We start from the raw sequence: 10,858 nt of genomic DNA on the forward strand, positions 1-10,858 counted from the left end.
CGAGGGTACAATCGGTCCGCCGTACATCTGCGGTGATGCCCCTGCCGCGGAGGTCCGCGCATCGGTAGTGTGACCGGCATGACCACTTCGGAATCGCTGCCGACAGGTACCTTCACGCTGCGCGGGCCGTTCGGGCGCCGTGCGATCGGGCTGTCGGTGGCCGGTGCCGTCGGCGGATTCCTCTTCGGCTTCGACTCGTCCGTCATCAACGGCGCGGTCGATTCCATCCAGCACGATTTCGCGCTGAACTCCGTGATCACCGGGTTCGTGGTGGCCATCGCCCTGCTCGGCTGCGCGGTCGGCGCCATCCTGGCCGGTCAGCTGGCCGACCGGTGGGGGCGGCTGCGGGTGATGCTGCTGGGCGGCATCCTGTTCTTCGCCAGCTCGATCGGGGCGGGCCTGTGCGTCAGCGTGTGGGACCTCGGGTTCTGGCGGGTCATCGGCGGGCTCGGCATCGGCATCGCCTCGGTGGTGGCGCCGGCCTACATCTCCGAGATCGCGCCGCGGCAGATCCGCGGCGGGCTGGCCTCGCTGCAGCAGCTGGCGATCACGATGGGCATCTTCGTCGCGCTGCTGTCGGACGCCGTGCTGTCCTGGTCGGCCGGAAGCGCGAACGCGCCGCTGTGGCTGGGCATGGATGCGTGGCGGTGGATGTTCCTCGTCGGGGCGATCCCGGCCGTGGTGTACGGCCTGCTCTCGTTCACCCTGCCCGAGTCACCGCGATTCCTGCTGGCCAAGGGCCGCACCGACGAGGCGCGCGAGATCTTCTCCCGACTGGTCCCCGAGGTCGACCTGGAGAAGACCGTCAACGAGCTGCGCAGCGCGATCGAGGCCGACCGCGCCCACGCCGGGGTCTCGCTGCGGGGCCCCGCGCTCGGGCTGCAGCCGATCGTGTGGATCGGCATCATCCTCTCGGTGTTCCAGCAGTTCGTCGGGATCAACGTGATCTTCTACTACTCCACCTCGCTGTGGCAGTCCGTCGGCTTCCCGGAGAGCGCGTCGGTCGGCATCAGCGTGGTGACCTCGATCACGAACGTCCTGGTCACCCTGATCGCGATCTTCCTGGTCGACCGGGTCGGCCGCAAGCCGATCCTGCTGACCGGCTCGGTGCTGATGACGCTCTCGCTGGCGCTGATGGCCGTCGCCTTCGTGTTCGCCAGCACGAACGCCCAGGGCGAGGTCTCGCTCGGCGCGCCGTGGGGGCCGATCGCGCTGATCGCGGCGAACGTGTTCGTGGTCGGCTTCGGCGCGTCCTGGGGACCGCTGGTGTGGGTGCTGCTGGGTGAGATCTTCCCCAGCCGGATCCGCGGCAAGGCCCTGGGCGTCGCGGCCGGCGCCCAGTGGATCGCGAACTTCCTGATCACGGTGAGCTTCCCGGCGATGTCGAGCTGGTCGCTGCCGCTGACCTACGGGATGTACGCGCTGTTCGCCGCGCTGTCGTTCGTGTTCGTGGCCTGGCGCATCCCCGAGACCAAGGGCATGGAGCTGGAGCAGACCGAGACCCTGTTCGTGCGGACGCCGAAGACTGCCGGTGGTCAGTCCAGGAACGAGCCGTAGACGGCGAGCGTGTTGGCGGCCAGCTGTGCGCACAGCTCGTCGACGTCCACGCCCAGCTCGGCCGCCATGAACCGCACGGTCACCGGCACCAGGTACGGCGCGTTGGGCCGCCCGCGGAACGGGGTGGGCGTGAGGAACGGCGCGTCGGTCTCGACCAGGATCCGGTCGCGGGATGCCACGGCCAGCGCGTCACGGAGGTTCTGCGCGTTGCGGAACGTGATGTTGCCGGCGAACGACAGGTAGCAGCCGCGATCGGTCGCGATCCGGGCCATCTCGGCGTCGCCGGAGAAGCAGTGGAAGACCGTGCGCTCGGGCGCGCCGACCCGCTCCAGCGTCTCCAGCACGGCCTCGTGCGCGTCGCGATCGTGGATCTGCATCGCGATGCCGTGCTTCTTGGCCAGTGCGATGTGCGCCTCGAAGCTGGTGAACTGCGCGGGCCGGCCGTCTTCGTCGGTGCGGAAGAAGTCGAGCCCGGTCTCGCCGATCGCCCGCACCCGCGGCTGGGCGGCGAGTTCGTCGATCACCGCGATCGCCTCGTCCAGCCGCCCGGCCGTCGCATATTCCGGCGCCTCGTTCGGGTGGATCGCGACCGCCGCCAGCACCCGCGGGTGGCGGGCCGCGGCATCCGCCGACCAGCGGCTGGAGTCGATGTCTCCGCCGGCCTGCACGACCCCGGCGATGCCCGCGGCCGCCGCACGCGCCAGCTGCTCGTCCAGGCTCAGTGGGTCGTCGCCGTCGGCGATCTCGAGGTGGCAGTGATTGTCGTACACCGGCACCGCGAGCGGCTCGGGCAGCGGCGGGTAGGTGACGTCGCGGCCGCCCTTCTCACGCCGACGCACGTAGTTGCTCGGGTCGTCGGCCGCCATCAGCTCTGCTCGACGCGCGGGAACAGCGGTGCCAGGCCGTTGACGCTGGTCCCCGGGTGGAGGATGCCCCAGCTGCCGGCCGCGCGGATCGGCTGATCCTGCAGCCGGCCGAGCGACTCGGCCGCACCGAGGGCCACCCACAGCTTCTCGGTGGCCTCGGGCATCACCGGCGACAGCAGGACGGCCAGCGCACGCAGCCCTTCCGACGCCGTGTACAGGACGGTGCCCAGCCGTTCGCGCTGCGCGTCGTCCTTCGCGAGCGCCCACGGCTGGTTGTCGGTGATGTAGCCGTTCAGCTCGTCCACGATCGTCCAGATGGCGGCGATCGCCTCATCGATTCGGAAGCGCTCGATCGCCGCATCCGCGGCGGCCGCGGCATCCGCCACCGTCTTCTGCACCGCCCGGTCGCCCTCGGCGTACTCGCCCGGCACCGGCACGACGCCCTCGAAGTACCGCTCCACCATGGCGGTGGTGCGCGAGGCCAGGTTGCCGAAGCCGTTGGCCAGCTCGGCCTGATAGCGGGCCGACAGATCCTCCCACGAGAACGAGCCGTCGTGCCCGAACGGGATGGCCGAGAGGAAGTAGAAGCGGTACGCGTCCGACCCGAACACATCGGTGATCTCGGTGGGCGCGATGCCGGTGAGCTTCGATTTGGACATCTTCTCGCCGCCGACCAGCAGCCAGCCGTGCGCGAACACGCCGCGCGGCACCTCGAGCCCCGCGGCCATCAGCAGCGCCGGCCAGATCACGGCGTGGAAGCGCAGGATGTCCTTGCCCACCACGTGATAGGCCGGCCAGCGGCGCGCGAAGTTCTCCTCGTCGCTGCCGTAGCCGATCGCGGTGACGTAGTTCAGCAGCGCGTCGACCCACACGTAGATGACGTGCGACTCGTCCCACGGCACCTTGATGCCCCAGTCGAACGTGGACCGCGAGATCGAGAGGTCCTTCAGCCCCTGCCTGACGAACGAGACGACCTCGTTGCGGGCCGAATCCGGGCGCACGAAGTCGGGCTCGGTCTTGTACAGCTCGAGCAGCTTGTCGCCGAACTCGCTGAGCTTGAAGAAGTAGTTCTTCTCCTGCAGCAGCTCCAGCGGCTTCGAATGGATGGCGCACACCTTCAGGCCCTCGAACGGCCCCGTGCCGTCGACGATCTCGGATTCGGGCTTGAACTCCTCACAGCCCACGCAGTACAGCGCCTCGTACTCGCCGGCGTAGATGTAGCCGCGGTCGTACAGAGTCTGGAAGAACGCCTGCACAGCCTCTTCGTGGCGCGGCTGCGTGGTGCGGATGAAGTCGTCGTTGGCGACGTTCAGGGTCTTCAGCAGCGGAAACCACGACTCGGACACCAGCTTGTCGACCCACTGCTGCGGGGTGACGCCGTTCGCGGCGGCCGCGCGCAGCATCTTCTGGCCGTGCTCGTCGGTGCCGGTGAGCATCCAGGTGTCGTCGCCGCCCTGTCGATGCCACCGCGCGAGGGTGTCCACGGCGACGCTCGTGTACCCGTGCCCGATGTGGGGCAGATCGCTCGGGTAGTAGATCGGCGTGGTGATGTAGAAGGAGCCCGCGGAAGTCACCCTGCGAGTCTAGTTTGCGGCGCGGAGCCTCATCCGTTCTTGACGGCGAGCGCGGCCTGGTAGAGCTCGCGCCGAGAGTGTCCGGTCAGCTCGGACACCTCGGCGGCGGCATCCTTCAGACGGGTGCCCGACCGCGTGAGCTCGAGCAGCTGGGTCACGGCGTCCGCGAAGGCGACCCGGCGCGGCGCGGCTCCGCCCACCACGACGACCAGTTCGCCGCGCACCCCCTCGGCCGCCCAGGCCGCCAGCTCGCCCAGCGTGCCGCGGGCGATCTCCTCATGCAGCTTGGTCAGTTCGCGGCACACCGCCGCCGGGCGGTCGGCGCCGAACGCCTCGGCCATCGCCTGCAGGGTCGCGGCCACCCGGGACGGCGCCTCGAAGAACACCATCGTGCGCTCCTGGCCGGCCAGGGCCGCGAGCGCCTGCGTACGCTCGCCGTCCTTGCGGGGCAGGAAGCCCTCGAACGTGAACCGGTCGGTGGGCAGCGCCGACACCGCCAGAGCGGTCACGACGGCGCTCGGCCCGGGGATCACGGTCACCGGCACGCCGGCGGCCGCCGCGGCCGCGACCAGCCCGTACCCGGGATCGCTGACCGTGGGCATGCCGGCGTCGCTGAGCACGAGCACGTCCGCCTCGCGCGCCAGGTCGACGACCTCGCCGGCGCGCTCCTTCTCGTTGTGGTCGTGCAGCGCGAGCAGCCGCGGACGGTTCGTCACGCCGAGCGCGGCCAGCAGCCGCTGGGTGGTGCGGGTGTCTTCGGCCGCGATCACCGTCGCGCGCTCCAGCGCCTCGATCAGGCGGCGCGAGGCATCGCCCAGATTCCCGATGGGCGTGGCCGCGAGGATGATCACCGCCCCAGCATAGGCTGGGGCGGTGACTGCGACGGTGGATGCACTGCTGGCCGAGACCCGGCCGTCCCACTTCGATCGCTGGGGCGCCCGGGTGCGCCACACGCCCGTGCTGCGCCGGCGCATCGACGTGCTCGCACCGGTCTTCGTGACGCTGCTGGCCGCGGTGCTGCGCCTGTGGAACCTGGGGCATCCGCACGCGCTGGTGTTCGACGAGACCTATTACGTGAAGGATGCCTGGAGCCAGTGGAACCTCGGCTACCCGGCGGATTGGCCCAGCGACGCCGACAAGGGATTCGTCGCCGGAGCGACGAACACGTTCCTTGACACCGGCAGCTTCGTGGTCCATCCGCCGCTGGGCAAGTGGTTCATCGGCCTGGGCATGTGGCTGTTCGGGCCGGACTCGTCGGTCGGCTGGCGGATCGCCGCGGCGCTGTTCGGCACCGCCACCGTCCTGCTCGTATACCTGCTGGCCCGGCGTCTGACCCGGTCGACGGTGTTCGCGACGGTCGCCGGGCTGCTGATGGCCATCGACGGCCTGGGCATCGTCCTCAGCCGCGTGTCGCTGCTGGACATCTTCCTCACGTTCTTCTCCGTGCTCGCGGTGCTGTTCCTGGTGTACGACCACGAGTGGCACCGCATCCGCCTCGCGCGGCGGCTCGGCGCCGACCCGGAGCGGTCGCCGTGGGGCCCCGTGCTGTGGGGACGGCCCTGGCTGCTGGCGGCCGGGGCCGCGGCCGGGGCCGCGACGGCGGTGAAGTGGTCCGGGCTGTACACGCTGGCCGCCATCGGGATCTACGTCGTGGTCAGCGACGCCCTCGCCCGGAGGCGCGTCGGGCTGCCGCTGTGGCCGTGGGGGGCGCTCGCACAGGGCGCGGCATCCTTCGTCCTGCTGGTTCCGATCGCCGTCATCGTCTACCTGGCCTCGTGGACCGGATGGCTGGTCACCGACGGCGGGTACGACCGGCACGCCGCCGACGCCGCGCCGGCGACCGGGCTGTTCGCGTGGGTGCCGCTCACACTGCAGAGCCTGTGGATCTACCACCAGGCGATCTATGCGTTCCACGTCGGCCTGACCACGCCGCACAGCTATGCCAGCCCCGCCTGGCAGTGGCCGCTGCTGCTGCGGCCGACCTCGATGTACTGGCATCAGGATCAGGTGGGGCAGAACGGATGCTCGTGGCCGAGCACCTGTGTGCAGTCGATCTCGTCGATCCCGAACCCGATCATCTGGTGGGCGGGGATCGCCGCGTCGGTGTTCCTGATCATCGCCTTCATCCTGCGCCGGAACTGGCGACACGCGGTCGTGCTCACCGGGCTGGCCGGCGCCTACCTGCCCTGGCTGCTGTTCCCCGAGCGGACGATCTTCCAGTTCTACACGATCGCGATGCTGCCGTTCACGGTGCTGGCGCTGACGTTCGCGCTGCGCGAGATCGCTGGTTTCCGCTCCACGGCGGTCCGGCGACGGCTCGCCGGGCAGCGGGTCGTGTGGGTCTTCCTCATCGTGGTCGTCGTCCTTTCCGCCCTCTGGTACCCGGTGTGGACGGCCACGAACGTGCCGTACGAGTTCTGGCTGCTGCACAACTGGATCCCGAGCTGGATCTGAGCGGTACCCTCGACTCTGTGACTGTCCACATCGAGAAGGTCGATCTGCCCGGGATCGGCGTGCGCCACGACCTCGTCACCGAGAGCGGCCGCCGCCTGGCGGTGGTGCGGTACCGCGACGGCGAGCGCGAACTGGGCGTGTACGACGCCGACGACCCCGATCGCTGCCGCGAGTCGATGCGCATCACCGACGACGAGGCCGAGGCCCTGGCCGACCTGTTCAGCGCCTCGCTCGCGGTGAGCCGGCTGACCAAGCTGACCGAAGAGACCGACGGGCTCTACACCGAGAAGATCGCGCTGCCGGCCGGTTCTCCGTTCGTGGACAAGACCCTGGGCGACACGAAGACGCGCACCCGCACGCACGTCTCGGTGGTGGCGATCATCCGCGACCGGCGGATCATCGCCTCGCCCACCCCGGACGAGACCCTGCGCGAAGGCGACGTGATTGTGACGGTCGGCACACGTGCCGGCCTGGATGCGGCCACCCGGCTCATCAGCGACGGACCCGAGTGATCCCCGGGCGCCGCGGATGAGCGAACCCACCATCGTCCTCATCGAGGTCGGCGCCCTCCTGTTCGCGATGAGCCTCCTGGGCAGGCTCGCGGCGCGTCTCGGGTTCTCTCCCATCCCGCTCTATCTGATCGCCGGCCTGGCCTTCGGCACCGGCGGCATCCTGCCGATGGACGCCAGCGCCGGGTTCTTCGAGATCGGCTCCGAGATCGGCGTGATCCTGCTGCTGGCCCTGCTCGGGCTGGAGTACTCCGCCGAGGAGCTGCTGCACGGGCTGCGGCGATCGAAGGCCGCCGGCGTGCTGGACGCCGTGCTCAACGCGCTGCCGGGCGCCGCATTCGCACTGATCCTGGGATGGGGGCCGGCAGCGGCGGTGGCCGTCGCCGGGATCACCTGGGTGACCTCCTCCGGCGTGGCCGCGAAGCTGCTGCGCGACCTCGGCCGGATCAGCAACCGCGAGACGCCGGTCATCCTCTCGATCCTGGTGATCGAAGACCTCGCGATGGCGTTCTACCTGCCCACCGTCTCGGCGCTGGTGATCGGGGTGAGCCTGGCCCAGGGCGCGGTCCGCGTGGCGATCGCGGTGGCGGTGGTGCTGGTCATCCTGTTCATCGCCCTGAAGTTCGGCCGCTTCGTGTCCCGGCTGTTCACCCCCGACCTCGCCGAGCCCCTCGTGCTCGGCGTGCTCGGGCTGACCATGCTCGTGGCGGGACTGGCCGAAGAGGTGAACGTGTCGGCGGCGGTGGGCGCGTTCCTGGTCGGCATCGCGCTGTCCGGCCGAGTCGCCGAATCTGCCCGCGAGGTGCTGACGCCGCTGCGCGACCTGTTCGCCGCCGTGTTCTTCGTGTTCTTCGGCCTGGCCACCGATGCGTCGCAGCTGCCGCAGATGATCGTGCCCGGCCTGATCCTGGCCGCGGTGACGATGACCACCAAGGTCGTCACCGGCTACGTCGCCGCCCGCCGCGCCGGGATCGGCGTGCCCGGCCGCTGGCGTGCCGGCATCGGGCTGATACCGCGCGGGGAGTTCTCCATCGTCATCGCCGGGATCGCCGGCGGGACCGCTCCGATGCTGGCGCCGCTGGCGGCGGTCTACGTGTTCGTCACGGTGATCGGGGCGACCCTGCTCAGCCGGCTCAGCGACACCGCCTGGTTCCGCCGGGTCACGGTGCGCAAGCCCGTCACAGCGAAGTGAGGTCGGTCACCGGCATCCGGCAGGCGAAGTCGCGGCATTCGTACACCGTGGGCACGGCGCCGACCTTGCCCTCGAACAGCGTGAAGCCGGCGGCGGCCAGCGCCGCCGCCTGATCTTCGGTGACCACCGCCAGCACGTCCGCCGGCCGGGCCGCGGCCGCCCGCGTGAGCGGGTCGCCCAGCGCGCCGACCACGACCGTCTGGCGCGGCGCGGTGATCAGCTGGGTCGCGACCCGAAGCAGCGCGCCGTGCGCGAGCGGCTCGGCCAGAGCCGCCGCCGCGTGGCGGGCGACGACGGATGCCGCGGCCTCGCGGAAGCGGTCGCCCGCGCCCAGCTGCCACAGCAGACATGCGGCGTCTGCCAGCGCGGCCGGGCCGGACGGATGGTCGGTGTCGGCGGCCGATCCGTCGGTGCCCAACCCGTGTGCGGCGAGCACCGGGTCGCCCCCGCCGGGCGCGGACGGCCGGCCGTCCTCCGCGCCGGCGGCGAGGCACTGTTCGACCAGGTCGCGGGCCGCACCGGCCAGGACCGGCTCCCCGGTCGCCGCCGCCAGGCGGCCCAGCCCGCAGGCGAGCAGACCGTAGTCCTCGAGGGTCGCCGTCGCGGGCGAGATGATCTCGTCCAGGCTCGCGCGGCGCAGCCGCCCGTCCTCTCCGACGGCGGTGGCCAGCACCGCGTCGGCCGCCCACTGTGCGGCCTCGATCAGATGGGCGTCGCCGAGGCGGATCCCGGCGGAGGCCAGCGCGCCGATCGCCATCCCGTTCCATCCGGTGACGATCTTGCCGTCGACGGCCGGAGGCTCCAGCCCCGCGCGGGCCGCGGCATCCCGCCCGTAGTAGCCGCCCTCGCGGCGCTCCCCGTCGATCCAGGACTCGGAGTCCTGGGCTGCGGCGAAGCCGCCGGACGGCTGCTGCAGCACCTGGGTGAGGAAGCCGGCGATCCCCCGCGCCGTCGCCTGGTCGCCGGCGTCCAGGGCGGTCTCGAGCAGGCCGGCGTTGTCGGTGAGCATCCGCTCGTAGTGCGGGACGGTCCAGTCCCGGCGGGTCGCATAGCGGAAGAATCCGCCGTCGACCGGATCGCGCAGCGCAGACGCCGCCATCGCGGCGATCGCCCGGGATGCGGCATCCGACGCGTCCGGCAGAGGGTCGGCGAGCGCCGGGCTCTGCAGGAACCGCAGCAGCGGCACGGTGGGGAACTTCGGGGTCGTCATGCCGGCATCCGGCGGCGCGAAACCGCCGTACTCGCGGTCTTCCCGCGCGAGCGCGGTGTGCGCGGCGCGGACGAGATCGTCCAACGGCGGCAGGCCGCCCGGTGCCGCACTCGCCCCGCGGACGGTCGCGAGCGCCTCGGCCACGGTCGCGGCGGTGTCGTGCACCTGGTCGCGTCGCTGCGTCCATGCCTGCCGGACCGCCGCCAGCACCTCGCGGAAGGACGCGAGCCCCGCGCGGGGCTCGGGCGGGAAGTAGGTGCCGGCGAAGAACGCCCGCCCCTCCGGCGTCGCGAACACGGTGAGCGGCCACCCCAGGTTGCGGGTGAACGCGGACGCCGCCGCCATGTACGCGTCGTCGACGGCGGGGTGCTCCTCGCGGTCGACCTTGATCGCGACGAAGCCCTCGTTCAGCTCGCGCGCGGTCTCGGGGTCGGAGAACGACTCCCGGGCCATGACGTGACACCAGTGGCAGGTGGAGTAGCCGATCGAGATCAGCACCGGCACATCCCGCTTCGCCGCCTCGGCGAACGCCTCCGACCCCCAGGGGAACCAGGCGACGGGGTTGTCGGCGTGGGCCCGCAGGTAGGGGCTCGCCGACGCGGCGAGACGGGATGTCATGGGCTCAGTTCACCGTCTCAGGGTGCGAGCTGACCCGGCCCGACCCGTCGCCGGGCTCGAGCGCGTCGATCGCCCGCAGCTGCTCGTCGGCGAGGGTGAAGTCGAACACGTCGATGTTCTCGGCGAGGCGCTCGCGGTGCACGGACTTGGGGAACAGGATGTAGCCGTGCTGCAGGTGCCAGCGGATGACGATCTGCGCGGCGGTGCGGTCGTGCGCGGCGGCCGCTTCGGCCACGGCCGGGGTGCCGAACAGGTCGTACTTGCCCTGGCCGAGCGGACCCCATGACTCGATGCGCACGTCGTGCGCGGCGGCCCAGGCTGTCACGTCGGGCTGCTGGTGGGCCGGGTGCAGTTCGATCTGGTCGACCGCGGGGGCCACGCCGGTGGCCTGCACGATCTTCTCCAGGTGCGGGACGAGGAAGTTCGAGACGCCGATGCTGCGGGCCAGGCCCTCCTCGCGCAGCTCGATGAGCTTCTCCCACGCGTGCAGGTAGTTGTCCTTGGCCGGGGTCGGCCAGTGCACCAGGTACAGGTCGACACGGTCCAGGCCGAGCCGGTCCAGGCTCTCGCCGATGGCCGCGCGCGGCTCGTCGCCGTCGTGCCGGTCGTTCCACAGCTTGGTGGTGATGAACAGCTCGTCGCGCGGGATGCCGCTGGCGGCCACCGCCGCGCCCACGCCCTGCTCGTTGCCGTAGATGGCGGCCGTGTCGATGTGCCGATAGCCCAGTTCGAGTGCTTCGGCGACGGCGCGCTCGGCCTGGTCTGCGGGCACCTTGAACGTGCCGTAGCCGAGCTGGGGGATGCTGTTCCCGTCGTTGAGGGAGATTTCGGGGATGGTCATGCCTCCAGCCTAGGAGCCGTACGCGTCCCCGGACCGT

At 71.2% G+C, this 10,858-nt stretch carries 9 protein-coding genes; 4 read left to right on the plus strand and 5 right to left on the minus strand.

Going from position 1 to position 10,858, the window contains the following annotated elements; genetic code table 11:
• The first annotated feature begins 78 nt into the window (after window positions 1-78).
• Complete coding sequence (locus AC0L6F_RS04395) at window positions 79-1,557, plus strand: sugar porter family MFS transporter (RefSeq protein ID WP_473539293.1); 1,479 nt, start codon at window positions 79-81, stop codon at window positions 1,555-1,557.
• On the opposite strand, the gene AC0L6F_RS04400 is transcribed toward AC0L6F_RS04395, so the two are convergent.
• From AC0L6F_RS04400 to rsmI, 3 genes are read right to left on the minus strand one after another with little or no spacing between them, the layout of a single operon-like run.
• A complete protein-coding gene (locus AC0L6F_RS04400; protein WP_473539294.1) occupies window positions 1,536-2,423 on the minus strand; it encodes a TatD family hydrolase in 888 nt (295 codons plus the stop codon). The genes AC0L6F_RS04395 and AC0L6F_RS04400 overlap by 22 nt on opposite strands.
• Window positions 2,423-3,997, minus strand: coding sequence for a methionine--tRNA ligase (gene metG / locus AC0L6F_RS04405; protein WP_473539295.1), 1,575 nt, complete (start codon window positions 3,995-3,997; stop codon window positions 2,423-2,425). Before metG ends, AC0L6F_RS04400 begins: the two co-directional genes overlap by 1 nt.
• 29 nt (window positions 3,998-4,026) lie before the next feature.
• The gene (gene rsmI, locus AC0L6F_RS04410; RefSeq protein WP_259612222.1) at window positions 4,027-4,848 is read right to left on the minus strand and encodes a 16S rRNA (cytidine(1402)-2'-O)-methyltransferase; all 822 of its coding nucleotides are present in this window, start codon (window positions 4,846-4,848) and stop codon (window positions 4,027-4,029) included.
• A gap of 22 nt (window positions 4,849-4,870) precedes the next feature.
• On the opposite strand from rsmI, the gene AC0L6F_RS04415 reads away from it, so the two are divergent.
• Genes AC0L6F_RS04415 through AC0L6F_RS04425 form a run of 3 tightly spaced genes read left to right on the plus strand, consistent with a single transcriptional unit; the run spans window position 4,871 to window position 8,152 of the window.
• Window positions 4,871-6,451: a dolichyl-phosphate-mannose--protein mannosyltransferase gene (locus AC0L6F_RS04415; RefSeq protein WP_473539296.1), complete on the plus strand. Its 1,581-nt coding sequence runs from the start codon at window positions 4,871-4,873 to the stop codon at window positions 6,449-6,451.
• A gap of 17 nt (window positions 6,452-6,468) precedes the next feature.
• Window positions 6,469-6,963, plus strand: coding sequence for a cation:proton antiporter regulatory subunit (locus AC0L6F_RS04420; RefSeq protein WP_259612224.1), 495 nt, complete (start codon window positions 6,469-6,471; stop codon window positions 6,961-6,963).
• A 16-nt stretch (window positions 6,964-6,979) separates the two neighbouring features.
• On the plus strand, window positions 6,980-8,152 hold the full coding sequence (locus tag AC0L6F_RS04425; protein ID WP_473539297.1) for a cation:proton antiporter: 1,173 nt from the start codon (window positions 6,980-6,982) through the stop codon (window positions 8,150-8,152).
• On the opposite strand, the gene AC0L6F_RS04430 is transcribed toward AC0L6F_RS04425, so the two are convergent.
• Complete coding sequence (locus AC0L6F_RS04430) at window positions 8,139-9,980, minus strand: thioredoxin domain-containing protein (RefSeq protein WP_473539298.1); 1,842 nt, start codon at window positions 9,978-9,980, stop codon at window positions 8,139-8,141. The two genes, AC0L6F_RS04425 and AC0L6F_RS04430, sit on opposite strands and share 14 nt — an antisense overlap.
• 4 nt (window positions 9,981-9,984) lie before the next feature.
• Window positions 9,985-10,821 (minus strand): aldo/keto reductase, encoded by an 837-nt coding sequence (locus AC0L6F_RS04435; RefSeq protein WP_473539299.1) that lies wholly within the window; start codon window positions 10,819-10,821, stop codon window positions 9,985-9,987.
• Window positions 10,822-10,858: the final 37 nt, after the last annotated feature.

It is taken from the genome of Microbacterium sp. G2-16M, from assembly GCF_055809115.1.

Bases quoted from the DNA above. Each gene is read 5' to 3' on its own strand.
- AC0L6F_RS04395 (WP_473539293.1), top strand. From the start codon at position 79: ATGACCACTTCGGAATCGCTGCCGACAGGTACCTTCACGCTGCGCGGG.
- AC0L6F_RS04400 (WP_473539294.1), bottom strand. From the start codon at position 2,423: ATGGCGGCCGACGACCCGAGCAACTACGTGCGTCGGCGTGAGAAGGGC.
- AC0L6F_RS04425 (WP_473539297.1), top strand. From the start codon at position 6,980: ATGAGCGAACCCACCATCGTCCTCATCGAGGTCGGCGCCCTCCTGTTC.
- AC0L6F_RS04430 (WP_473539298.1), bottom strand. From the start codon at position 9,980: ATGACATCCCGTCTCGCCGCGTCGGCGAGCCCCTACCTGCGGGCCCAC.
- AC0L6F_RS04435 (WP_473539299.1), bottom strand. From the start codon at position 10,821: ATGACCATCCCCGAAATCTCCCTCAACGACGGGAACAGCATCCCCCAG.